This window comes from Kribbella solani (assembly GCF_014205295.1).
Classification (GTDB): domain Bacteria; phylum Actinomycetota; class Actinomycetes; order Propionibacteriales; family Kribbellaceae; genus Kribbella; species Kribbella solani.
In genome coordinates, this window is the sequence record NZ_JACHNF010000001.1 from 5,050,735 (window position 1) to 5,073,951 (window position 23,217).

Sequence of the window (23,217 nt, forward strand, 5' to 3'; positions counted from 1 at the left end):
GGGCCAACATCATCACGAGTCACCTGGCTGGTTGGCGAGGTTCTGTAGAAGAAGTGCTTCGGCGAGGCAGACCTTGCGGAACTCGGCGAGGTGCAGGCCCTCGTCGATTCCGTGTGCCCGGGTGTCCGGGTCCTCGACGCCGGTGACCAGGATCGCGGCCTTCGGGAAGGCCTGCTGGAACTCGGCGATGAACGGGATCGAGCCGCCCATCCCCATGTCGACCGGCTCGACGCCCCAGGCTTCCTGGAACGCGGACCGGGCCGCTTCGTACCCGCCGCCGCGCGCGTTCACGCTGCACGGCTGGCCGGTCTGGCCCTCCGTCACCGTCACCCGCGCACCCCACGGCGCGCGCTCCTCCAGGTGCTGCTTGAGCGCCGCGCTCGCCTTCACCGCGTCGTCGCCGGGAGCGACGCGCAGGCTGACCTTGGCCCGCGCGACCGGCACCAGCGTGTTGCTGGCCTCGGCGACGGACGGCGCGTCGATGCCGATCACGGCGATCGCCGGCCGGGTCCACAACCGGTCGACCAGCGAACCGGAGCCGGTCAGCCGGACCGAGTCCAGCACGCTCGACTCGGCCCGCAGCCGGTCCTCCGGGTAGACGACATCGGCCGCGCGCGACGCGTGCAGGCCGTCGACCGCGACATCGCCCTTGTCGTCGTGCAGCGTCGCGAGCAGCCGGCACAGTGTCGACAGCGCATCCGGGATCGGCCCGCCGAACAGTCCGGAGTGCACCGCATGGTCGAGCGTACGCACCTCCACGTACGCCTCGACCAGGCCGCGCAGGGAGACCGTCAGCGCGGGCGTACCGACCTCCCAGTTGCCGGAGTCGGCGATCACGATCGCATCGGCGGCGAGCTCGGCAGAGTACTCGTCGAGCAGCTGCAGCAGGGTCGGCGAACCGATCTCCTCCTCACCCTCGACGAACACCGTCACGCCCACCGGAAGATCGTTGCCGAAGGCCCGTACGGCGGCCAGGTGCGCGGCGATGCCGGCCTTGTCGTCGGCGGCGCCGCGCCCGTACAGCCGGTCACCGCGCTCGGTCGGTACGAACGGCTCGGAGGTCCACTGCTCGACCGGGCCGGTCGGCTGCACGTCGTGGTGCGCGTACAGCAGCACGGTCGGCTTCCCGGCCGGGGCCGGCTTCTTCGCGATCACGGCCGGCGCGCCGGCGCCGGCCCGGACGATCTTGACCGTGAAACCCTCCGCCTCGAACAGCGCCGCGGTCGCCTCCGCGGAGCGCTGGACGTCGGCCGCGCGGGCCGGTTCGTAGCTGACCGAAGGAATCCGGATGAGGTCCTCGAGGTCGGCACGGACGCTGGGCAGGACGCGGTCGATCGCCGCGGACAGATCGGTCATGAGGCCTACGGTACGGCGTCTGTTCGCGATCCCGACGGCCGGAACACCTGGTCATGTCAATGATTTCCGTCTTACTCTGAAAATCTGGAAAATTTCGCCCATACAATTGAAGAGGTCATCATGGTCAAGCGCCCCCTTGCCATCACGATCACCGTCATCGCGGCCGCCCTTACCGGGACAGCACCGGCGTACGCCGCGATCAGCTGTGACACCGAGACGACCGGCGGGTCCACGTTCTACGACGGGCCGTCCGCGTCGAAGAAGTACGACGCCCGGTTCAGCAACAGTGTGAGCATTCCCAATCTGAGTACGCACACCCCACAAGGCGCCGGCACTTGGTACGACTGGGACGGCTCCGGCAAGAACTTGCTACTGGTTGCCGCGTACCGCGCTGGTGCCGACTCGCAGATCTACGGCATCGACCCGGCCACTGGTTCGACCGTTGGCGTAGTGGCGATCGCGGAGTCACACGTCGGTGGCATCACGGTCAGCAAGGGCTGGGCGTTCGTGTCCGGTCAGGGCAACAGCATCAGGAAGTACAAGCTGACCGAGCTACGGGACGCCTTGAAGGCGGCGGGTACGCCGTACCTGGCGCAGGTCGGTACTGCACGCGACGTGAACGGAGCGTCCTTCATGGGCAGCTACGGTGACTCGCTGTTCGCCGGGACGTTCAACGACACCGGACGCGGGACGATGTACGAGTACAAGATCGCCACGGACGGGACGCTGACGACAGTGGCCGGCGCGTGGGAGGTCCCAACGAAGACACAGGGGCTGACCGTCACGGCGAACCACTTCATCTACAGCACTTCGTACGGCCGCGGGAACCGCAGCAACCTCTACGTGGTGAAGCGCGGCCAGAAGGACCTAGACGCCGCCGCACTGAGCTGCTTCCGCGCACCGAGCATGACCGAGGGCATCACCGAGTACAACGGGACGGCCTACCTGGTGTACGAGTCCGGCTCGCACCTCTATGCGTCCGACCCCGCCACGCTCAACGTCATCCCCCGCATGCACAAGGCATCGGTCTCGTCGTTGACGTCCCTCGTGCCTTAGGGCTTGGTGTACTCGGCTGAGTCGAGTACCTGTTGGCGGGCCTGGTTGTCGCTGTCGCGGACCTGGACGCGGAGCAGGGTGGTGTTGTCGATTTGTTTGTACTGCTCTACAACACCAGGTCCGTCGCAGTTGTAGTTGAAGGTGACTACGCCTTCGGCTGCTGTCCTGGAACCTTGAGTGCAGCCGCTTGGAGGCGTAGCACTCTCAGGCAGGCTCGACGCGTTCACCAGCCCGACGTACACGCCCTCTGTGTTCGGGTCGGTCCGCCAGTCAGAGGTGCTCGTACTGACGACTAGGGACTGGCCGTTGTCGACTGCCTTCTGCCCCCAGGCCCGTGGCACCTCTACTGAGAGCCGCTGGTCCACCACCTTCACCGGGCGGGTCAGAACGTACTGGTAGCCGCCGTAGCCTCCACCAGCCGCCAGTAGTACTGCCGCGATGGTGGCGATCACTGCGGTACGCCGCCGCCTCGGACGCGCTGCGACCGTCAGCTGGTTCGAACTGGCCAGTGCGGTCGCCTGGTCGACCGGTCCGGTCGTCGCGGCCACCGGCATCTCCGCGGCCGGCACCAGGCCAGGCGGGACTTTACCGGTGGTGTGCGCCTCGCGTAGCGCGTTGAGGAAGCTGTCCAGGTCCGGCCAGCGCTTGTCCCGGTCCGGCTCCAATGCGCGCCGCACAACCACGTCGATCGCATCCGGTACGTCCTCGCGCAGCGTGGTCATCGACGGCGGCGGCGCGTCGATCTGCATCACCGCACCGAGGCTGGCGACACCGTGCGGCGTCTGCCCGGTGAAGGCCGCGTACGCGACCGCTCCGAGCGAGTACAGGTCCGCCCGGTGGTCCAGCCGCTCTCCGCGCACCTGCTCCGGCGCTACGTACGCCGGTGTGCCGCCGGGCATCGTGATCCGGGACACCTCGGCCAGGGACTTGCCCAGACCCAGATCGGACAGCATCGCCCGGTCGCCGGCCGGATCGGTGCGGAACAGTACGTTGGCCGGCTTCACGTCCCGGTGCAGTACGCCGCGGGCGTGCAGGTGCTTCAGGCCGCGGCCGACCTGGGTGATGATCCGGACCGCCTCGGCGAACTCCAACTGGCCGGCCTTGATCCGGTCCGCCAGCGTGCCCCCGTCGGCGTACGTGAGCACCATGAACGGGCGGCCGTCGTCCGCTTCGCCGATGTCGTGTACGCCCACCACGTACAGCGAGTCGACCTTGCGCAGGAACCGGCCCTCCGCCAGGAACCGGCGCCGGACGTCCTCGTCCTCGACCCAGTTCTCGGACAGGATCTTGACCGCCACCTCGGCGTCCAACTGCTCGTCCCGGGCCAGCCAGACGGTCGCGAAACCTCCGGCACCCACCCGGCGGACCAGGGAGTACCGGCCGATCCGCGGTGGCTGGTCCATGGCGCAATTATGCTCGATCCGTCCCGCGACCGGTTCGCTGGACCGAACAAACCGGTGTTTCCGGACGTCACATCCCCCGAGAAGCGGGATGTGAGTCCCGCCCGGCCGTGGTCCGCCGCACGACCGAACCGAGCGCGGGCGACCTGTCCCGGCCGGACCGTGATCATTAGGAGATCGCCGATGCCAGCGCAGACCGGCCGTCTGGTCGCCCTCGTCGCCGCCGTCGCCGTGGCCGCCATCACCGGCGGCGGCGCCCTCGCCTACCGGCAGGGCCCACAGACCGCGCAGGCGGACGCGGCCCCGCTCTCCGCCACCGCGTCCCAGTCGCCGTCACCTTCGGCCAGCGGCCGGACCACGAGCACCCCGGCCACCTCGGCCAAGCCGACGCCGACCACCCCGCCGCCGTCGAAGCCGTCCGGCCCCGTCAAGACCGCCATCGACCTCAAGAAGCTGCCGACCGGCCGGGCGCCGCAGCTCACGTACCTGAGCGGCCGGACCATCCGCGGTGGTGTGGGCGAGGACATCAAGGTGCCGGGCACTAGTGACATCCAGGACGTGGCCCGACTGGGTAACTCGGCGCTGGCCGTGGTCAGCCAGGGTGCCGGAAACGAACTGCTGACCATCGACGACCAGGGCAATGTGACCCGCCGTACGCCCGGGGTGACCCAGATCGTCACCACCGCCGACAGCGCCGCCGCGGCGTACGTCGGTACACAGCAGAAGTCCACCGGCGAGGAACTGCCCGGAGCGATCGTGTACGCCGGGCGGGACCCGATGCAGAGCCCGCAACTGGTGAAAGTGCCAGGTATCTGGAACACGAAGCTGCTCAGCTACGTAGGCGGCAAGGTCTACTTCGACGCATCCACAACGCAGAGCGGGCCGAGCAGCTTGTACGAGTGGACCCCCGGCGACGCGAAGGTCGCGCAGCTCAAGTCCATTCCGAACGCTATGGCAGTCTCCAGCGTCGGTACGGCCGGTTCACTGACCGCACTGGCCAACCAGAGCAGTTGCAGCAACCTCCTGGCCGTGCCGTCGGGCAAACGCCTCTGGCCTACCTGCGACTACCTCATTACCGGCTTCACTCCGGATGGCTCCACGGTGATCGCCGGACCGAAGTACCAGGACGGGTACGGCGACGGGATCACTGCGGCGCTGGACGCCAAGAACGGCGAGCTGCTGCACGAGTGGTCCGGTGTGTTCCGGCAGACGGTCCCGGAGGACGACCAGCACCTCCTGCTGCTCGCCGACACCGGTCAGGAGACTCCGGCCTCGATCGTCCGCTGCACCGTCAGCACCGGTGCCTGCGAGCTGGCCACGCCGCTGACCAAGGGCCCGCTGCTGATCGGGTCCTGATCTGCTCTGGGCAGATGTGCCTTTGCAACAACGAGCTTCGCGGCAGACTGCCGGTATGACGACTGTTGCCGTGCTGGCTGATGTACACGGGGTGCTGCCTGCGCTGGAGGCGGTTCTGGCCGAGAAGGACGTCGCATCGGCTGATGTGGTCGTACTGGCTGGAGACATCGCCAGTGGGCCGATGCCAGTGGAGACGTTGGACCTGTTGGTGTCGCTGGGCGACCGGGTGGTCTGGGTACGCGGGAACGCGGACCGGGAGCTCGTGGAGATGTCCCGGGGGACGTACACCGAGGAGCCGCCGGACGCCGTGTGCCCGTGGGCAGCCGAACAGGTACGACCAGACCAGGTCGCGCTACTGGCTCAACTGCCGACGACCGTGACCATCGGGGACATGCTCTTTTGCCACGCGACTCCACGGGACGACTTGGAGATGGTCCTGGTGGACAGTCCGATCTCCCGGTGGGCTCAGGTGTTCACTGGGCTGCCTGAGGCGATCCGCACAGTCGTGTGCGGACATACGCACATGCCGTTCGCCAGACAGGTCGACCGGCGGCTGGTAGTCAACGCGGGCAGTGTCGGCATGCCATACGGCGCTCCTGGTCCGTCGTGGGCGCTGCTGACCGACAACGGCGTCCAGCTACGGCGTACGCCGCTTGACGCTCGTAGCGCGGCGGACCGCATCGTCAACGAGTCGACGTACCCGGGACGCGAGGAGTGGGTGGCCGAGTACCTGCTGCACACCTACTCCGACACGGAAGCCCTGGAGGCGTTCAGGCCGCGCGCGGAGAGCTGAGCGGCTACCGTCAGGGGGTGTTCGCGCGGCGACGGAAGCATTTCGGCACTCCGGCTGACAAGGCGACGTATGCGACCCTGCATACCGCCTCGTTGGCCAGTCCGCACCTGCGCGAAGGTCTGACCCCAGCAGCGGCCGGCAAAGCCAGCAAGCACCTCCGGGACCTCCTGGGTACGGCAGCTATCGCCATCTGCGACTCCACTGGCGTACTGGCCTGGGACGGAGTCGGCGGACCGTACGAGAGCAACCACCGCCGTGACGCCAAGGACCTCGCCGGGCCGACACTGCGCTCTGGGCGTACGGCAGTACTCGGCGCGCATGATGTGGCATGCGGTGATCCGCAGTGCCCGATCCGTACGGCAGTGGTTGCACCGATCGTCACAGAAGAGCGAGTCGTTGCGGTTCTGCTGGCGTACAGCAACAACACCTCGGCTGCACTGGTCCGCGCGACCGAGGAGGTGGCCCGGTGGGTGTCAGGTCAGGTGGAGTTGGCGGAGCTCAACAAGGAGCGCACTCGCGCCATGGAGGCCGAGCTGCGTGCTCTACGGGCGCAGATCAGTCCGCACTTCATCTACAACGCTCTGGCTGCCATCGCGTCGTTCGTCCGTACTGACCCGGAGCGGGCGCGTGAACTGCTGTTGGAGTTCGCTGACTTCTCCAGATACGCGCTGCGGCGTGGCGGCGAGTACACCACCTTGGCGGACGAGCTGCGCAACGTGGAGCGCTACCTGGTACTGGAGCAGGCGCGGTTCGGTGACAGGTTGAAGGTGTCGCTGCTGATCGCTCCGGAGGTACTGCCGGTGGTGATCCCCTTCCTGGTGGTGCAGCCGCTGGTGGAGAACGCCGTACGCCACGGCCTGGAAGGTACTACCGGCGTCGGAAACATCACCATCCGCGCCCGGGACCGGATCAACGAGGCAGAGATCAGCGTGGAGGACGACGGCGCCGGCAGCGATCCGGAGGTGATCCGGGCCGCTCTGTCCGGTGAGTCGGGCAGCGACTCGGTCGGCCTCGGCAACGTCGACGCAAGGCTGCGTCAGGTGTACGGCGACGCGTACGGGCTGATCGTGGAGACCGCGGTGGACGCCGGTACGAAGGTGACGTTCCGCATCCCCAAATACTCCTCAGGGGTGCATGCGTCCCCTTAGTGTGTGAGCCATGGCCGACACTCCCCTGCGCGCGCTGGTCGCCGACGACGAGGAGCCCGCCCTGGCCGAGCTGGTCTATCTGCTCAGCCAGGACCGCCGGATCGGCGAGATCCAAACCGCGTCGAACGGCCCGGACGCACTGAAGCTCCTGCAGGCCACCGACCTGGACGTGGTGTTCTGCGACATCAAGATGCCTGGCCTGGACGGGATCGACCTGGCCCGGGTGCTCTCCAAGTTCGCCAGCCGTCCACAGATCGTGTTCGTCACGGCGTACGACGAGCACGCGGTGGCGGCGTTCGACCTGGAAGCCACCGACTACGTGATGAAGCCGGTCCGGCCGGAGCGGCTGGCGGAGGCAGTACGCCGCGTGGTCACGCAAGGCGCACCGACCGCGCTGCAGTCACCGGACGAGACGGAAGACGAGGTGATCCCGGTCGAGCTGGCTGGTGTCACCCGGTTCGTCCAGCGGTCCACGGTTCGGTATGTCGAGGCGCAGGGCGACTACGCCCGGCTGCACACCGGGCAGAACTCACATCTGGTCCGCATCCCGCTCAGTACGCTGGAGGAGCGCTGGCGGGACGCGGGGTTCACCCGCATCCATCGCAGCACGCTGGTCGCTCTGCAGCACGTGGACGAGATGCGCGTCGACGGCGGCCGCTGCGCGGTCCGGGTCGGCGACGACTGGCTTCCGGTCAGCCGCCGGCACACCCGCGAACTGCGCGACCTCCTGGTCCGCTCAACCTCACTGCGATGAGTAGTGCGTTGCTACGGGGCGGACGCTGCGATGACTAGGGCGTTGCGGTGAGTACGCCGGAAGGGCCGCGTCGGGTTCGGGTCACCAGTCCGCGGACCAGTGCGGCCCGGCGACCACCTGCTCCGACCGGTACGCGCGAGATTGACGAGCAGACCCGGCTCGGTGAGATCTACATGCACTCGCTGGTGCAGTCCCAGCTCCGACTCACTCTCGCGGTGATCGCCGGCGTCCTGGTGATCCTCGGCAGCATCCCGCTGCTGTTCTGGCTGGTCCCACCGACACGAACGCTGTTGGTGCTGGGCCTCCCCCTGCCTTGGGTGATCCTCGGCATCCTGGTGTACCCAGTGGTGTACGTCGCAGCGCGCATCTACGTCCGGCAGGCGGAGCGGATCGAAACCGAGTTCACCGAGTTCGTAGGGCGGCAGTAGCGGTGTCGCCGGCGATCAGCGTGGCTGCGATCGGTCTGGTGATCGCGGCGACCATCGGCATCGGTCTGTTCGGTCTGCGCATCTCACGCACCACCAGCGACTTCTACGTCGCCAGTCGAGCAGTCAGTCCACGCTGGAACGCGTCAGCGATCAGCGGCGAGTACCTGTCGGCAGCGTCGTTCCTCGGCGTGGCCGGTCTGGTGCTGCTGAACGGCGCGGACATGCTGTGGTTCTCGGTCGGGTACACAGTCGGCTATCTGATGCTGCTGGTCTTCGTAGCTGCTCCACTGCGCCGGTCCGGTGCTTACACCTTGCCTGACTTCGCTGAGACCAGGTTCGAGTCCGCTGCCGTACGCCGGATCTGCGCTGGACTCGTAGTCGGCATCGGAACGCTCTACCTGCTGCCACAGCTGCACGGAGCCGGGCTGGCCGTTCAGACCGTTACCGGTGCGCCACCACAGGTCGGTGCGGCGATCGTGGCGGTCATTGTGGTGATCAACGTGGCCGCGGGCGGGATGCGGTCGATCACCTTCGTCCAGGCGTTCCAGTACTGGCTGAAGCTGACAGCGTTGGCGGCACCCATCTTCGTCATCCTGCTGGCATGGCATCACCCCACTGGCGTACTCGACTCACTGCACGGAGCGGCCGGCGAGTGGGCCGAGCCACTGTCCCGCGCGGGCGGCCGCGACCATCCGCTGTACGCGACGTACTCGTTGCTGCTGGCCCTCTGTTTCGGAACGATGGGACTCCCGCACGTACTGGTGCGCTTCTACACGAACCCGGATGGCCGGGCAGCACGTCGTACGACCGTCGTGGTGCTCGCACTACTCGGGTTCTTCTACTTGTTCCCGCCCATGTACGCAGTACTCGGCCGGACGTTCGCCCCGGACCTGGTGACCACCGGGGGCGACACTGTCGTACTGGAGCTACCCGGACGGGTTTTCCCTGGTACAGCAGGTGATTTGCTCGGTGCACTGGTCGCGGCTGGAGCGTTTGCCGCGTTTCTGTCGACGTCGTCGGGGCTGACCGTCGCCATTGCCGGCGTGATCGACCAGGACCTGCTGCGCAGCCGGCTGCATCGCTGGACCGGCGGTGACTACGTCGCGGTGAGCAGCTTCCGGATCGCGGCGCTGATCGCGATGGTGGTTCCGTACGTCGCGTTCACGGTGACCGGTGCGTTGAGTCTTGCGGATACGGTCGGACTGGCGTTTGCCCTGGCCGCGTCGACGTTCTGCCCGTTGCTGGTACTCGGGATCTGGTGGCGGCGGATGTCCACTACGGGCGCCGCGGCCGGTCTGGTCGTGGGTGGGATCGCTGCCAGTGCCGCAGCACTTGTCAACGTTGCCGGTGCTCCACAGGGCGGGTGGCCGCGGGCGCTGGTCGGGCAGCCCGCCGCGTGGACGATGCCACTCGCCTTCCTGACCGTGATCGTGGTCTCCAAGCTCACTCCGGACCGCATCCCAGCCGGCACCGCTCGCAGCATGGTGCGGCTGCACACCCCTGAGGCAGTAGACGTGGACCGCGGCCCGGCCGCGCTCACCAGCCGTCCGGCCCGCCAGGCCCATTAGTCGCGCCGTCAGTCACACCAGGCCCAGTAGCCGTGCCGTTCGTCGTACGGTTCCTACCGCTCGTCGCACCGAAGTGATCCACCGAACGACTGGTCTGCCCGCTGAGCGCCTCGACGCGTGCTGGTGCTGTCGGCCCGCGGTGACCCGGGACACAGTACGACCCAGCACCCCGCCGCCCGGCTCGATCCCTTGTCTGGAGGTCACCCGTATGAGTGACACAAGATCGGCAGGCGATCGGAACCTGACGACGTACCGGGATGTCCAGCTCTCGCCGGACTTCTCCGAGCTGCGTCGCCGGTTCCGGCGCTTCGTGTTCCCGATGACCGCGCTGTTCCTGGTCTGGTACTTCGTCTACGTCCTGCTCGCCGACTACGCGCACGGCTTCATGTCGCACAAGGTCGGCGGCAACATCACCGTCGCCCTGCTGTTCGGGCTCGGCCAGTTCGTGTCGACGTTCGCGATCACACTGGCATACGTGCGCTGGGCCGACCGCCGGATCGACCTGGATGCCAAGAAACTGCGCGAACAGATCGAGGGAGAAGAGCAGTGACCGCCCCGCTGATGTTGCCGCTGGCAACGGTTGGCAACCCGACCGTGAACATCCTGATCTTCGCGCTGTTCGTGCTGGCCACGCTGGCGATCGTGCTCCGGGCGTCCCGGAACAACAAGACCGCCGCCGACTTCTACGCCGGCGGCCGGTCCTTCACCGGCCCGCAGAACGGGATCGCGATCGCCGGCGACTACCTGTCCGCCGCGTCCTTCCTCGGCATCGCCGGCGCGATCGCGCTGAACGGGTACGACGGCTTCCTGTACTCGATCGGCTTCCTCGTCGCCTGGCTAGTTGCATTGCTACTAGTTGCAGAGTTACTACGGAACACCGGCCGGTTCACGATGGCCGACGTGCTGTCGTTCCGCCTCAAGCAGCGGCCGGTCCGGATGGCGGCCGCGATCTCGACCCTCGGCGTCTGCTTCTTCTACCTGCTGGCGCAGATGGCAGGCGCCGGGGGTCTCGTCGCCCTCCTGCTCGGCGTCTCCGGCCGGGCCGGACAGAGCATCGTGATCGCCGTCGTCGGCGTCCTGATGATCGTGTACGTACTGGTCGGCGGTATGAAGGGCACCACCTGGGTACAGATCGTCAAGGCCGTCCTGCTCGTCATCGGCGCCGGGATCATGACGCTCTGGGTGCTGGCGAAGTACACCTTCAACCTGTCCGGGCTGCTCGGCGCCGCCGTCGACAACAGCCCCGCGGCCGGTGAGAAGCTGCTCAACCCCGGACTGCAGTACGGTCTGACCGGCGTCACGAAGCTGGACTTCCTGTCGCTGGCGCTCGCGCTGGTCCTGGGGACCGCCGGCCTGCCGCACGTACTGATGCGCTTCTACACCGTGCCGGACTCCAAGGAAGCACGCCGCAGTGTCAGCTGGGCGATCTGGATCATCGGCATCTTCTACCTGTTCACGCTGGTACTCGGGTACGGCGCCGCCGCGATCGTCGGCCCGGACCGGATCAAGGCCGCGCCCGGCAAGGCGAACTCGGCCGCGCCACTGCTCGCCTTCGAGCTCGGCGGCGAGGTACTCCTCGGCATCATCTCCGCGGTCGCCTTCGCCACCATCCTGGCCGTGGTCGCCGGACTGACGATCACCGCGAGTACGTCGTTCGCGCACGACATCTACGGCCAGATCATCAAGAAGGGCCAGATCAGCGGCGACGGCGAGGTCCGGGTGGCGCGCTACACCGCGGTCGTGATCGGCCTGGTCGCGATCGTCGGCGGCATCTTCGCGAACGGCCAGAACATCGCGTTCCTGGTCGCCCTCGCGTTCGCGGTCGCGGCGAGCGCGAACCTGCCGACCATCCTGTACTCGCTGTTCTGGCGCCGCTTCAACACCCGCGGCGCGCTCTGGAGCATCTATGGCGGCCTGGCGTCGACGATCATCCTGATCGCGTTCAGCCCGGTCGTCTCCGGCAAGGTCGACGCCAAGACCGGCAAGAGCCTGTCGATGATCACCGACACCGGCATCGACTTCCACTGGTTCCCGCTGGACAACCCCGGCATCGTGTCGATCCCCCTTGCCTTCCTCCTCGGCTGGCTGGGCACCATCACCAGCAAGGAACAGGTCGACACCGACAAGTTCGCCGAAATGGAAGTCCGCTCCCTAACCGGCGCCGGCGCCGAAAAGGCGGTCCAGCACTAGCCCCCGCCCCGAACGAGCCCGCGCGGCGAGGCGGTGAGTGCCTTCGCCCCGCGGGCTCGTCCACCGCCCGCCGCGCACGGCGACCCAGCGCTGGTTAGTTCATTGTGTTCAGGTCCAAGCGTTTTCCGGGTGGTAGGTCGGCGACCACAAGATCGTTTCCGCCGAGGCGTACGGCGTCTGCTCCCGTACCTCGCGGCCGGAACATCCGCGAGAACGGGTCTTCGCCGTGCGCATCGTGCACCGGAACCAGTATTCGAGCCCCCAACGCCGCCGCCCCCGCGATCGCCTCCTCCGGCCCCATCACCAGCCGCTGACCGAGCGGCGACCGCAACCCATTGACCGGCAGAAGCGCCAACTCCACCGGCCGGTACGCCTCCAGCCCCTCCGCGTCGGCGATCTCCCCACCGAAGAACACCCGCCCGGCCGACGTCTCGAAAACGTACGCGTTGTTCGGAAAGATCGCGGTCCGCCCAGCCGGTACGACCCGCAGGCTCAACCCCGGCGCGAGGTCCCGCGACTCACCCCATCGCAACCGCTCGGTCCGCGCGAACCCGAGCGCCCGCGCCCGCCGCGCCATCCCCGCGGTCGGTACGTACAGCGGCGTGCTCGCCTTCGCGGGCAGGACCCGCAGCGCCCGCAGATCCCAGTGATTGGTCGCGAGGTTGGTGACGACGACGGCAGTGAGCGGCGGCAGTTCCTCGATCCGCAGACCGAGCGGCTCCCCGCGCCGCAGCCACCACCGTTCGGTGAACCACGGGTCGGTGAGGACTGCCCGGCCGCCCAGTTCCAGCAGTACACACGAGTTGTTTACGCGGGTGACCGCGATCGATTGGTTGCTCATGACCGGCAGCGTGGCGATTAATGTACACATGAAGTCAAGCGACGACCTGTCCATCGGCGAGCTGGCCGAACGCTTCGGCCTCGCCACCCACGTACTCCGGCACTGGGAAACGATGGGCCTGCTCCGCCCCGCCCGCGGCCCCGGCGGCGCCCGCTACTACACACCCAGCGACCTGGAACGAGTAGCCATCATCCTGATGGGCAAAGAGGCCGGCTTCGCCCTGGGCGACCTACGCGCCCTGCTCTCCACCGACAGCCCGATGGACCACCGAGACGTCCTCCGCCGCCAGGTCAGCGAACTCGAAGCCCGCATCACCCAAGCCCAAACCGCCAAAACCCTGATCGAACACGCCCTCGCCTGCCCCAAACCCTTCGCCACCTGCCCCCACGCCCGAAACCGCATCACCGCCAACATCCCACCCGCCCCGAGCACCAAGCGCTGACCCAGCCGCTCCCCGAACAACTGCCGCTTCCGCTTGCGTCGCTGGATCCGAGAGCAAGCGGAGACGGCACAACGAACCCGCCCGGCACCGTCGACCCACGATCAGGGACCAACACCGCCAACCTCCTCGTCCTGAGCGCACAGTCCAGGCGATTGGAGGCGACGCGCAGCACAGCGACGTACGAACCACGCGTAGTGCCGCGTGGGCGTCAGCGCGGGTTACAGGTGGAAGTTCAGGGTGGGCCAGAGGTTGTAGAAGGCTGCGCGGGAGGTGGTTGCTCGGGATTCTTCGGCGGCGTGTAGGCGGCCGTAGGTGAAGGTGTTTCCGCCATCTGCGAATACCTGGAGGGACAGGTGGTGGAGGAGGTCTCGGGAGACGACCGAGTCTTGGTGTTCGCCGAGGACTTCTTGGATCTCTTCGGCTCGGACGGCCAACGTCGCGGCGTCTTCGGCGAGGACGGGTACGGCTGATTCGGCCGCGTACCTCAGGCGTTTTGCCGCCTTTCGTACCTCGTGCAGCTCGTGGTCCTGGTCAGCAATTGTCGGCGCGGATTCGGATCGGCGTACGGCCTTGCGCATTCGGCGGTAATCGTGATGCAGCAGCTCGCGGATCTGTTTCTTTGCTTTGTGATCGTCCGTAGTCACGGGCGGTCGGGCGATCAATTCGTCGAGCGCGTCCAGCAACCGGAAGTACCGCTCGCTCTCCAGCGCGGCGAGCGCGGCGGCGCGGCCTTCCTGGTAAACACCGCGCAAATGATCGTCAATGCGCCCCGCGACGCGACCGATCACCAGCTCGACCGGTTGTTCGGCGACCTCGGCGGCGAAATGTTCGCGCTGGACCTCGGCGTCCCGCGCGGCGCCGAGCTCGCCGGCCAGCCATTTCAGCTCGGCCCGGATTTCGTCACCCGCCGCGCGGTCGATCACCGGACGGTACGTCGCCAGCGCCGACCGCAGCCGGCGGGTCGCGACGCGGAACTTGTGGATCGAGTCCGGTACATCGCGCCGTACCTCGGGATCGCGTTCGCGGATCGCGTTCACCTGCGCGCCGGCGTACGCGCGGAACAGGTCCGACGTCAGTGGCTTGTTCGGCAGCGTCCACTCGGCGTACGAAGGGACGCGATCGCCCAACGCCCGGGCCAACTTGCTCGGGCCGGACGCGGGTCGCGCGCCGACGCCGAGCAGGAGCTCGCCCGCGTCCTCGAGCAGAGCGTTGTCGCCGTCGACGAGCTCGACTTCCCATTCGCGCCAGCTTTCCGGCTCGCCGCCGGTGACGGTCGCGGTCACCCGGTCGTCGGCGAACTCCGCGAGTACGCCGCCGTCTGCGTCGAGCAACCGGTGTACGACCCGTCGCGTCCGCAAGGTCACGACCGGCTCGAGCGCACGATCCCGGACAAGCACCCGAACCGTACCCACCACCTCAACCGGCACCACACCAACCGACACCTCCCCCGCCGATTCGTCGAGTGGATGTCTGACCTCGAGACGTCCGCCGGACGTGCCTGGGAACTTCACGTGCCAGCCGTCGTCCTCGCCGCCGGTGCGGCGGCGGAGGGTTACCTTGTTCGCGGCGAGGTCGAGTTCGGCGGTGTCGTAGTACGTCGCTTCGAGGTCCAGGGTGACCGGTTGGGCGACGCTCGCGACGCCTGGCAGTTCGTGCAGCGCGGGCAGGATGGTGCTCTCGTCGACGTCGTACTTCGTCTCGATTTCCAGCTGCTCGGTCGGTGCCATGTCCCATGTTTACCAGCCGTTCATGAACTGGTCAGCTGAGCGCCCGCAAGTCGGCCACCAACCGCTCGAGATCGCGATCCGGGATGCCGAACGTGGTCAGCCGGATCTCCCGTCGCCGGTTCCGGTTGAGGGCCCAGCAAACGATCGCGATCAGTCCGAGGAATCCGATCATCTTCGCCCAACTCCCTTGAAGAACGTGTAGTGAAAGGTGCCGCCGGCCTCGGCGGCGCGTTCGAGGTCGCGGATGCCCGCGGCCCATTCGGCTTCGGTCCGCAGCCCCGCGGCGAGCGCGCGTTCGCGGACGGATTCGACCATCGCGATGAACGTCTTGCGGGTGAACCCGTCGACGAGCTCCGGCCGGGCCGGGTCGGCGTAGACGGTCCGCGGCTCGACGCGTACGTCGCCGTATCCGGCCTGCTGCAGCAGCGGATGCAATCGCCGGCCGATCAGCGAGTCGCCACCAGCTTCGGCCTGGAGATCGACCAGACAGTCGACGACGGCCTGCGCGCTCGGGCTGCGCGGATGGTAGATCGCCGACCCGTGGTCGCCTTCGATCACGGTGATGGTGCCGCCGGGGTTGAGGTACTCGCGGAGCCGGGCGAGCGCGTCGGTCGGGTCGGCGAGGTGCTCGAGGACGAAGCAGACAAAGACGTGGTCGAACTTCTCGCCGCGCAGGTCGAGGAGGTCCGCGTGTCGCCAGTCGACAGTCGCGTACGGCGCTGCTGCCGCGACCCGGCTCTTGGCCTCCGCGAGCGATTCCTCGGAGACATCCACCGAGACGAGGTCGATGCCGGGGCTGCGGGTGACCAGCTGTACGGTCTGCGCGCCGACGCCGCAGCCCGCTTCGAGGACCCGGCTGCCCGGTGCATAGGTGGTGCCGCCGTGCAGCAGGTCCGCGAGGGTCCCGGCCTGGTCGGCGAGGCGGCGTGTCTCCGCCGGGGTGTAGCCGTGGACGTAGTCAGTTCCCATGTATCCACGGTCGCGCGACAATGGACCTGTGAACAGATCCAATCAGCCCGATATTGGCAGGTCCAATGGGCCGCGGGCCGGAGCGGACTTCCTCCAGCTGGACGCTGCCGAGGCACCTGCCGGCGGGCTCGCGGACTGGCTCACCGACCACCTCCGGACGGCGATCTCCACCGGCCACCTCCCGGTCGGCACCCGCCTCCCAGCCACCCGCACCCTCGCCACCGACCTCGGCGTCTCCCGCGGCGTGGTCACCGAGGCCTACCAACGCCTGACCGAGGACGGGCAGGTCGCGGGCCGAGGTCGCGCCGGGACGGTGGTTGTTGCTGCCCCGATCAGTACCGCGCCTCCCATCACCAACCACCTTGCAGGCACGCCGACCGAACTGAACGAACCCGGGATGGAGATCTTCGACCAGCTACGGGACGCGCCTGCGCGGATCGACCTGACGCCGGGGGTGCCGGATCTGGCGGCGTTTCCGCGGACCGGCTGGTTACGGGCGGAGCGGGCGGTGCTGGGCGATCTGGCGTCGGCGCAGTTCGGGTACGGCGACCCGGCGGGGACTCCCGCGCTTCGCCGGGCAGTCGCCGCGTGGCTGGCGCAATATCGCGGTATCGCCGCTGACCCGGACGACCTGATCATCGTCGCCGGGGTCGCGCAGGCGATCGGCCTGGTCGCGCAGGTACTCGCCGAGCGCGACATCCACGAGATCGCCGTCGAGGACCCGGGCTCACTCGGCTCGCGCCAGCACCTGAGCAGCTGGGGCATGCGCGTCCCGCCGATCCCGGTCGACGACAACGGCCTCCGCGTGGACGTACTGCGCGAATCCCGGGCGCGCGTGGTGATGGTGACCCCGGCGCATCATTTCCCGACCGGCGTGGTCCTGGAGGGCGAACGGCGCCGCGACCTGATCCAGTGGGCTGCCGACGGCGGGCTGATCCTGGAGGACGACTACGACGCCGAGCACCGGTACGACCGCCCGCCGGTGCCCGCGCTCCGGGCGATGCTCGGTGACCAGGTGATCTATGTCGGCAGTGTCTCGAAGTTACTCGCTCCCGCGTTGCGGATCGGCTGGATGCTCGCACCCGCCCAGTACAAGGACGAACTGATCAACAAGAAGCGGCTCGCCGACCTGGGTAATGCTGCCCTGCCGCAGCTCACCCTCGCGCAGCTGATGGAGTCCGGCGAGCTCGAACGGCAGCTCCGCTTCCTCCGCCGCCGGCACCGGACCCGCCGGGACGCGATGGTGAACGCAATCCACAAGCACTTGCCGACCGCAACGATCCACGGCGCCGCCGCCGGTCTGCACCTGACCATCACCTTCGACAACCCGGTCGACGACGTCGAGCTGGCCGCGGCGGCTTTGCGCAGCGGCGTGAAATGCCATCCGCTGTCCTGGCACTGCCAGCTCCCGCACGCCCCCGGCCTGGTCCTCGGCTACGCCGCCCGCACCCCCACGGAGATCACCACCGCCATCGCCACCATCGCCGGAGAGTTGCATTACGACAGGAGGTAGTGCCGTCAAAGCACCCCCGTGGAGCATCGCTGAGCGTGAGATCCGACGCCTGGATCAGACACCTCCTGTCGTCATGCAACTCGGCGACCGATCAGGAACAGCAGGTACGGCGCGCCGAGGAATGCGGTGACCACGCCGACTGGCAGGACCGTTGGTGCGACCACCGTTCGGGCGATCAGGTCCGACGCGACCACCAGCAACGCGCCGATCGCGCCGGATGTCGGCAGCCGGGCCGCGCGGTCGGCGACCAGGCGGCGGGTCAATTGCGGAGCGACCAGCGCGACGAAACCGATCGGCCCCGCGGTCGCCGTCGCCATCGCCGCCAGCCCGACGCCGAGCGCGATCAGTACGCCGCGCACGGTCTCGACCCGCGCGCCGAGCGCCCGCGCCAAGTCGTCGCCGAGCTCCAGCACCCGGAGTTGCCGCTCGACCACTATCGCCGCCGGAACCCCGGCAAACAAGGTGATTCCGATCAGTACGACATGCGTCCACGACCGTCCCGCGAGACTCCCGGCCAGCCACATCGACGCGCTTTTCGCCGTGTAGATATCGGCCAACGTCAGCAGGTACGCCGTCAACGAACCGACGATCGCCGTCACGCCGACCCCGACGAGAACGAGCCGATTCCCGGACACCCCGTTCCGGTACGCGAGCAGGTAAACGCATAACGCCGAAACCAATGAACCGACAAGCGCACCGAGCGGAATCCACCCACTCCCGATCACGGTGATGATCAGTACGGCGGCCAGCGCGGCCCCCGCGTTGATGCCGATCAAATCCGGGCTGACCAACGGATTCCGGGCCAGCCGCTGAAAGATCGCCCCCGACATCCCGAACGCCATCCCGACACCGACGCCGGTGAGAATACGAGGCAATCGGTTGTTCACCACGACGTCGTACGTGATCAAAGTGCCATGCCCCGACAGCGTACGAAGGACTTCCTCGATCGGCAGCGTGTAATCGCCCCGAGTCAGTGCAAACGCGCCAACGAGCACAATGAACACCCAAGCAGTGCCCGAGACCACAACGCTGTGAACCTTCACAGTGATGCCATTCGCCGCCGCCGGACCAGGGCGATGAACAACGGCGCACCCACCAACGCGGTGACAATTCCGACCTGCAACTCGGCCGGCCGTGCCGCGACGCGACCAACAACATCGGCAAGCAGCAGTACAGCCGGAGAAAGCACCATCGACCAAGGCAGAATCCACCGCTGATCCGGCCCGACAATCGTCCGCGCGACATGCGGTACGGCCAGACCGAGAAACCCGATCGGACCAGCGATAGCAGTCGCCGTACCGGCCAGCACAACCACCGCAAGACCGGCCAGCGACCGCACCAGCATCACCCGCGTACCGAGCGCGCGAGCCAGATCCTCGCCGAGCGCAAGCTGATTCAGCGATCGCCCCAGCATCAGCGCCAAAAAGGTGCCCACAGCAACAAATGGGACCGCTTGGGCGACGATCCCCTGGTCCGCGAGTGACAACGATCCGACCACCCAGAAGCGATACTCGTTCAACGTGGACAGGTCGAGCAACGTCACCGCCGAGGTGATCGAGCCCAGCAACGCGGAGATCGCCGCGCCGGCCAGCGCGAGCTTCACCGGCGTCGTACCGCCGACCGCCCCGACCAGGTAGACGACCACGGTCGCCACCAGCGCGCCGCCCATCGCGAACCAGACGTAGCCATTCAGGCTGTGCACCCCGAACAGCCCGATCGCCGCGACCACCGCCACCGCCGCGCCCGCGTTCACGCCGAGGATGCCCGGATCGGCGAGCGGATTCCGGGTGACGCCCTGCATCACCCCGCCCGACAGGCCCAGCGCGATGCCGACGAGCACCCCGGCCAGCGTGCGCGGCAGCCGCAAGTACCGGATCACCCGATCGGTGTCGCTGCCGCCGAACTCGGTCAGCGCCCGGTACACCTCACCGATCCCGATCCACCGGTTGCCGGCGCACAACGACAGCACCACGGCGACCCCGAGCACCGCGACGCAGAGGGCGAGACCGCCCGCTTTCTTCACTTGACCAGGTCAGGATGCAGGATGTGTGCCAGGTTCTCGGTGGTGTACGCGCCCCGCACTCCGGCCGAGTGATTCGCGAACAGCCACGGGATCACGTGCCGGTTGCGTACCGCCTTGAGATTCGCGTACGCCGGGTTGGCCAGCAGCTTGTCCACATCGGGCTGCGACGACGCGGCCGTCATGGCTGCGTCGCAACACCCGCTGATCAGTACGTAGTCCGGATCGCGCTTGATGAACTCCTCAACGCTGATCTTCACGTTCCGCTTCGAAGTCAGGTCCGCGAACGCGTTCACGCCACCGGCCTGCCGGATCAGCACGGTACCGAAATCCGGTCCGCCGGAAACCGTCAGACCACCGCCTTCGAGCGCCGGCCGGATGATCGCGACGGTCGGCCGCGGCGCGTTCTTGACCGCGTTCCCGACCGCGGCGATCCGGCGCTGCTGGTCCGCGATCACGCTCTCGGCCCGGTCCTCGACGCCGAACAGCCGGCCGAGATCACGCAGGTCCGCGTACACGTTGTCCATCGAGACCGTCGCCGGGTCGATCGCCTCGTCGCCCTTGCCGTCCGCGGTCGGGCAGAGCGGGCTGAAGATCCAGGTACGTACGCCGAGGTCGGCCAGGCTCTTCCGGCTACCGAAACTCGAGTCGCTACCGCCCGCGCTGAACACGTCGTTGAACCCGGACAGCACGAAATCCGGGTTCTGACTGAGCAGTTCCTCACGACTCGGCAGGTTCTTGAAGTACTTCGCCTTCGCCTGCGCGGCGGCGTACTCCGGCAGCACCCGCGCATCGAGGTACGCCGTGCCGACCAGCCGATCGGAGATACCCAGCGCGTGCGCCATTTCGATGGCCGGCTGGTACGCGGCGAACACGCGCTTCGGTGGACCGTTGACGGTGACGTCGATCCCGCAGTTCTTCACGGTGATCGCGTCGGCGCGCGAGCCGGCCTCGGCGGCGGGACCACAGCCGGCCAGCAACGACAGGGACAGGACAGCGGCAACAACGCGTACAACGGCCATGGCGGACCGCTCCTCCAGCACCTCGTGGACGGGTCAACGCCGTGGCCGGTCTCCTGGCTGACGGGTACCGCGTCCACCGGTCTGACCTTCCCAGCCGCACGCGGCCAGTGGTCCCCTCGCGGGTACGACTGATGCACATCCCGATCACAGTGGCGAGGGCCGCGCCGGTACCGCACCGGCTTCCCGTACACCACGGCGCCGCCACCCTAACACCCGCGATCCGGTCGCGGTGGGCATCGCGACGAACGTCTCAGCAGGGCAGCTCAGCGCGTGTACAGCGGCGACATCGCGAGCGCGAACTGCGTCATCAGATCCGGATTGATCGCGCGGGCCGGCAGCGGGACCAGGTCGACCAGCTTGTCGTCACCGACCCGGATCGTGGTCCGCCCGGTGGCGGTGTCGACATACCCCTCGTCGCCGAGCGGTACGGACTGGGCCGTCGCCGCCGTGCGGATCGGAGCCATCAAGGCCTTGGCGTTCGGGGTCCGCCGGACCGTGCTGTACAGCACACTCGCCGAGTTCACCCAGCCGCAGACCGGGTCGCCGCTCAGGGTCTGCCCGTCCCGCCGGATCATCGCCGCGGCGCCCATCACCTTCTCGGCCGCGGCCGACCCGCGATCGCATTCCGGCCGCGTGATCCGCCACTCCGGCACCAACTGCCCCGGCTGCTGGAGCGCGACGTCCCGCGCGATCTCGACGTACTTCGCCGGCGTCGCCTTCGGCCCGGCGATCTTGTACAGCTTGCCGCCCAGCAAGAACACCACGAACGTACTGGTCCCGTATCCACCTTCGCCCACGACGGCCGGCTTGGCCGGTTCGCCCTTGGTCGCAGCGTACGCCTTCTGGGTTGCCGCCAGGATCGCCTTTGTTGCCGGGAGCACCGAAGTCTCCACGTTCAGCACCGGCGGGTTCGGGCCGATGCCGAGCTCCAGCTGGCAGACGTCGTACGTCGGGATGCCGAAGTCGGCCGGCGGTGTCTTCGGCTGGACGGTCGCCACCGGTACGGCGAGGGTCGATCGCACCAGGGTCGCGTTCATACGTACGCACAACGTGTCGGCGGCCTTCGCGGACTCACTCGGCGTCGCCGACGGCGTTTGGGACGGTGTTTCCGAGTCCGGCGGCGTACTCACCGACACCAGCGGCGGCGCACTCGGCGCGTTCTCCGGCTTGAGCCCACCACAGCCGGCCAACAGTCCGGCAGCCAGCCCCGTGATCACTACCCGGCGGATACGCATGATGCCCCGAAGCCTAGCCCGCGGCGCGGAGTTGTCTTTCGCGGACGGCGTGTTCGTCGGTGCGGGCGTCGTAGCGCCAGAACTCGCGTAACCAGGCCGCGGTACCTAGTACGCCCACGACGCACAGCGCGCCGCCGCTGACGATCGCGGTCCGGACTGTGGTCAGGTCCGCGACCACGCCAGAGCGAGCCTGGCCGCCGAGCGGGCCGAGGGAGTAGCCGAGCATCTCGATCCCCGCCAGCCGGCCGCGCATCTCGTCCGGGATCGTCTGGTTCCAGATCACGGCACGGAACAGCCCCGACACCATGTCGGCCGCCCCGGCGACGGCGAAGAACGCGATCGCGAACCAGATGTTCGGGGCCAGCCCGGCGACCCCGACCGCCGCGCCCCAGCACATCGTCGCCAGGACCACCGCCCGGCCCTGATGGTGGACGTGCTTCGCCCAGCCACTGGTCAGGCTGGCGCACATCGCCCCGACCGCCTCCGCGCTGTACAGCAGACCAAGCAGCTTCGGTTCCTTCAGTACCTCGGTCGCGAACGCCGGGAACAGCACGATCGGCATCGCCAAGAACATCCCGACCATGTCCACCAGGTACGTCGCCAGCAGATCCTTGCGCCGGAACGCGTACGTGATCCCGCCACCGATCGCCCGCAGACTGGGCGCGGACGTCTGCTCACTCGGCCGGTACGAGCCGAGGCGGGCGTACAGCAGGGTCGCGAAGATGATGCCGACCAGCTCGACGCTGAACGCCCAGGTCACGCCGACCGAACCGACCAGCACCCCACCTAGCGCCGGCCCGGCCAGCTGGCCGATCTGGGCGGTCAGGGAGCTCAGCGCGACCGCTGCCGGGATCTCCGCGTGCTTCACCACCCGCGGCAGCAGCGCGTCACGGCTCGGCCGCTGGAGTGACGACGCGATCGCGTTCAGTGCGCCACAGACGTAGATCAGCCAGATCTGTGGATTCGGCAGCAGGGTGTTGGCGACCATCAGCGCGGAGATGACCACCTGCGCCAGTCCGGTACCGACCAGGAGCTTCCGGCGTTCCACATGGTCCGCGAGCGCGCCGCCGTACAGGCCGAACACGACCAGTGGCGCGATCGTCACCAGACCCATCGCGCCGACCGCGAAGTTGGAGCCGGTCAGTTGGTACAGCTGGTACGGCAGGGCGACGTACCCGACCATGCCGCCGAGGAAGAACACCGAGCCGGACACCAGCAGAATGCGGAAATCCCGCGAGCCACGCCACGGGGTCAGATCCACCCGCAGCCGGGAAAAGCGGGTCCGGAGACTTAGAGCCACCTGAGTATGGTGACAGCACCGAGCGGCCTGGACGAACCTGTTTTCAGGCAACCATTTCCACCTGCGCCGAAAGGGTCGCGGCAGACCCGGGAGCTGACC

Annotated in this window: 22 protein-coding genes and 1 riboswitch; of the genes, 11 read left to right on the forward strand and 11 right to left on the reverse strand. The window is 68.0% G+C overall.

The window, feature by feature from the left end:
* Positions 1-12: 12 nt before the first annotated feature.
* Positions 13-1,356, reverse strand: a complete 1,344-nt coding sequence (locus HDA44_RS23010) for a dipeptidase (RefSeq protein ID WP_184837682.1) — start codon at positions 1,354-1,356, stop codon at positions 13-15.
* 120 nt (positions 1,357-1,476) lie between these two features.
* Between HDA44_RS23010 and HDA44_RS23015 the strand changes: the two genes are divergently transcribed.
* Positions 1,477-2,412, forward strand: a complete 936-nt coding sequence (locus HDA44_RS23015) for a hypothetical protein (protein ID WP_184837684.1) — start codon at positions 1,477-1,479, stop codon at positions 2,410-2,412.
* Here HDA44_RS23015 and HDA44_RS23020 read toward each other — a convergent pair.
* A complete protein-coding gene (locus HDA44_RS23020) occupies positions 2,409-3,815 on the reverse strand; it encodes a serine/threonine-protein kinase (RefSeq protein ID WP_184837686.1) in 1,407 nt (468 codons plus the stop codon). The two genes, HDA44_RS23015 and HDA44_RS23020, sit on opposite strands and share 4 nt — an antisense overlap.
* A gap of 180 nt (positions 3,816-3,995) precedes the next feature.
* Here HDA44_RS23020 and HDA44_RS23025 point away from each other — a divergent pair, with 180 nt between their 5' ends.
* The 8 genes from HDA44_RS23025 (at position 3,996) to HDA44_RS23060 (ending at position 12,049) form a co-directional block, all read left to right on the forward strand.
* Positions 3,996-5,168 (forward strand): hypothetical protein, encoded by a 1,173-nt coding sequence (locus tag HDA44_RS23025; RefSeq protein WP_184837688.1) that lies wholly within the window; start codon positions 3,996-3,998, stop codon positions 5,166-5,168.
* A gap of 55 nt (positions 5,169-5,223) precedes the next feature.
* Positions 5,224-5,961: a metallophosphoesterase family protein gene (locus tag HDA44_RS23030; protein WP_184837690.1), complete on the forward strand. Its 738-nt coding sequence runs from the start codon at positions 5,224-5,226 to the stop codon at positions 5,959-5,961.
* Positions 5,962-5,978: 17 nt separating this feature from the next.
* On the forward strand, positions 5,979-7,109 hold the full coding sequence (locus HDA44_RS23035) for a histidine kinase (protein WP_184837692.1): 1,131 nt from the start codon (positions 5,979-5,981) through the stop codon (positions 7,107-7,109).
* 10 nt (positions 7,110-7,119) lie between these two features.
* On the forward strand, positions 7,120-7,863 hold the full coding sequence (locus tag HDA44_RS23040) for a LytR/AlgR family response regulator transcription factor (RefSeq protein WP_184837694.1): 744 nt from the start codon (positions 7,120-7,122) through the stop codon (positions 7,861-7,863).
* Positions 7,864-7,910: 47 nt separating this feature from the next.
* Positions 7,911-8,291: a hypothetical protein gene (locus tag HDA44_RS23045; RefSeq protein ID WP_184837697.1), complete on the forward strand. Its 381-nt coding sequence runs from the start codon at positions 7,911-7,913 to the stop codon at positions 8,289-8,291.
* A 2-nt stretch (positions 8,292-8,293) separates the two neighbouring features.
* A complete protein-coding gene (locus tag HDA44_RS23050) occupies positions 8,294-9,859 on the forward strand; it encodes a cation acetate symporter (RefSeq protein WP_184837699.1) in 1,566 nt (521 codons plus the stop codon).
* A 208-nt stretch (positions 9,860-10,067) separates the two neighbouring features.
* Entirely contained in the window at positions 10,068-10,409 is a 342-nt protein-coding gene (locus HDA44_RS23055; protein WP_184837701.1) for a DUF485 domain-containing protein, read from the forward strand.
* Between the two features lie 11 nt (positions 10,410-10,420).
* Complete coding sequence (locus tag HDA44_RS23060) at positions 10,421-12,049, forward strand: solute symporter family protein (RefSeq protein ID WP_184844095.1); 1,629 nt, start codon at positions 10,421-10,423, stop codon at positions 12,047-12,049.
* Positions 12,050-12,143: 94 nt separating this feature from the next.
* Here the strand turns inward: HDA44_RS23060 and HDA44_RS23065 are convergent, their stop codons facing one another.
* Entirely contained in the window at positions 12,144-12,890 is a 747-nt protein-coding gene (locus tag HDA44_RS23065) for an MBL fold metallo-hydrolase (protein ID WP_184837703.1), read from the reverse strand.
* Positions 12,891-12,918: 28 nt separating this feature from the next.
* Here HDA44_RS23065 and HDA44_RS23070 point away from each other — a divergent pair, with 28 nt between their 5' ends.
* Positions 12,919-13,332, forward strand: a complete 414-nt coding sequence (locus HDA44_RS23070; RefSeq protein ID WP_184837705.1) for a MerR family transcriptional regulator — start codon at positions 12,919-12,921, stop codon at positions 13,330-13,332.
* Positions 13,333-13,550: 218 nt separating this feature from the next.
* Here the strand turns inward: HDA44_RS23070 and HDA44_RS23075 are convergent, their stop codons facing one another.
* Genes HDA44_RS23075 through HDA44_RS23085 form a run of 3 tightly spaced genes read right to left on the reverse strand, consistent with a single transcriptional unit; the run spans position 13,551 to position 16,028 of the window.
* Positions 13,551-15,059 carry a CYTH and CHAD domain-containing protein gene (locus tag HDA44_RS23075; RefSeq protein ID WP_184837706.1) on the reverse strand — a complete coding sequence of 503 codons (1,509 nt, stop codon included), beginning with the start codon at positions 15,057-15,059 and terminating at the stop codon, positions 13,551-13,553.
* Between the two features lie 31 nt (positions 15,060-15,090).
* Entirely contained in the window at positions 15,091-15,231 is a 141-nt protein-coding gene (locus HDA44_RS23080) for a hypothetical protein (RefSeq protein WP_184837708.1), read from the reverse strand.
* Positions 15,228-16,028 carry a methyltransferase gene (locus HDA44_RS23085; protein ID WP_184837710.1) on the reverse strand — a complete coding sequence of 267 codons (801 nt, stop codon included), beginning with the start codon at positions 16,026-16,028 and terminating at the stop codon, positions 15,228-15,230. Before HDA44_RS23085 ends, HDA44_RS23080 begins: the two co-directional genes overlap by 4 nt.
* 28 nt (positions 16,029-16,056) lie before the next feature.
* On the opposite strand from HDA44_RS23085, the gene pdxR reads away from it, so the two are divergent.
* A complete protein-coding gene (gene pdxR / locus HDA44_RS23090) occupies positions 16,057-17,541 on the forward strand; it encodes a MocR-like pyridoxine biosynthesis transcription factor PdxR (protein WP_337906275.1) in 1,485 nt (494 codons plus the stop codon).
* 71 nt (positions 17,542-17,612) lie between these two features.
* On the opposite strand, the gene HDA44_RS23095 is transcribed toward pdxR, so the two are convergent.
* From HDA44_RS23095 to HDA44_RS23115, 5 genes are all read right to left on the reverse strand, one after another.
* Positions 17,613-18,545: a FecCD family ABC transporter permease gene (locus tag HDA44_RS23095; RefSeq protein WP_337906276.1), complete on the reverse strand. Its 933-nt coding sequence runs from the start codon at positions 18,543-18,545 to the stop codon at positions 17,613-17,615.
* A gap of 35 nt (positions 18,546-18,580) precedes the next feature.
* Positions 18,581-19,564 carry a FecCD family ABC transporter permease gene (locus HDA44_RS23100; protein WP_184837714.1) on the reverse strand — a complete coding sequence of 328 codons (984 nt, stop codon included), beginning with the start codon at positions 19,562-19,564 and terminating at the stop codon, positions 18,581-18,583.
* Positions 19,561-20,583: an ABC transporter substrate-binding protein gene (locus tag HDA44_RS23105; protein ID WP_184837716.1), complete on the reverse strand. Its 1,023-nt coding sequence runs from the start codon at positions 20,581-20,583 to the stop codon at positions 19,561-19,563. The genes HDA44_RS23100 and HDA44_RS23105 overlap by 4 nt, the downstream gene beginning before the upstream one ends.
* A gap of 26 nt (positions 20,584-20,609) precedes the next feature.
* A riboswitch (cobalamin riboswitch) is annotated at positions 20,610-20,793 on the reverse strand.
* Positions 20,794-20,846: 53 nt separating this feature from the next.
* A complete protein-coding gene (locus HDA44_RS23110) occupies positions 20,847-21,818 on the reverse strand; it encodes a hypothetical protein (RefSeq protein ID WP_184837718.1) in 972 nt (323 codons plus the stop codon).
* A gap of 13 nt (positions 21,819-21,831) precedes the next feature.
* Positions 21,832-23,118 (reverse strand): MFS transporter, encoded by a 1,287-nt coding sequence (locus HDA44_RS23115; RefSeq protein WP_184837720.1) that lies wholly within the window; start codon positions 23,116-23,118, stop codon positions 21,832-21,834.
* Between the last annotated feature and the right edge of the window lie 99 nt (positions 23,119-23,217).

Excerpts from the sequence above, each read along its gene's own strand:
- HDA44_RS23070 (WP_184837705.1), top strand. The coding sequence starts at position 12,919 with ATGAAGTCAAGCGACGACCTGTCCATCGGCGAGCTGGCCGAACGCTTC.
- HDA44_RS23030 (WP_184837690.1), top strand. The coding sequence starts at position 5,224 with ATGACGACTGTTGCCGTGCTGGCTGATGTACACGGGGTGCTGCCTGCG.
- HDA44_RS23010 (WP_184837682.1), bottom strand. The coding sequence starts at position 1,356 with ATGACCGATCTGTCCGCGGCGATCGACCGCGTCCTGCCCAGCGTCCGT.
- HDA44_RS23060 (WP_184844095.1), top strand. The coding sequence starts at position 10,421 with ATGTTGCCGCTGGCAACGGTTGGCAACCCGACCGTGAACATCCTGATC.
- HDA44_RS23040 (WP_184837694.1), top strand. The coding sequence starts at position 7,120 with ATGGCCGACACTCCCCTGCGCGCGCTGGTCGCCGACGACGAGGAGCCC.
- HDA44_RS23075 (WP_184837706.1), bottom strand. The coding sequence starts at position 15,059 with ATGGCACCGACCGAGCAGCTGGAAATCGAGACGAAGTACGACGTCGAC.
- HDA44_RS23080 (WP_184837708.1), bottom strand. The coding sequence starts at position 15,231 with ATGATCGGATTCCTCGGACTGATCGCGATCGTTTGCTGGGCCCTCAAC.
- HDA44_RS23110 (WP_184837718.1), bottom strand. The coding sequence starts at position 21,818 with ATGCGTATCCGCCGGGTAGTGATCACGGGGCTGGCTGCCGGACTGTTG.
- HDA44_RS23015 (WP_184837684.1), top strand. The coding sequence starts at position 1,477 with ATGGTCAAGCGCCCCCTTGCCATCACGATCACCGTCATCGCGGCCGCC.
- HDA44_RS23085 (WP_184837710.1), bottom strand. The coding sequence starts at position 16,028 with ATGGGAACTGACTACGTCCACGGCTACACCCCGGCGGAGACACGCCGC.
- HDA44_RS23020 (WP_184837686.1), bottom strand. The coding sequence starts at position 3,815 with ATGGACCAGCCACCGCGGATCGGCCGGTACTCCCTGGTCCGCCGGGTG.
- HDA44_RS23105 (WP_184837716.1), bottom strand. The coding sequence starts at position 20,583 with ATGGCCGTTGTACGCGTTGTTGCCGCTGTCCTGTCCCTGTCGTTGCTG.
- HDA44_RS23025 (WP_184837688.1), top strand. The coding sequence starts at position 3,996 with ATGCCAGCGCAGACCGGCCGTCTGGTCGCCCTCGTCGCCGCCGTCGCC.
- HDA44_RS23065 (WP_184837703.1), bottom strand. The coding sequence starts at position 12,890 with ATGAGCAACCAATCGATCGCGGTCACCCGCGTAAACAACTCGTGTGTA.
- HDA44_RS23055 (WP_184837701.1), top strand. The coding sequence starts at position 10,068 with ATGAGTGACACAAGATCGGCAGGCGATCGGAACCTGACGACGTACCGG.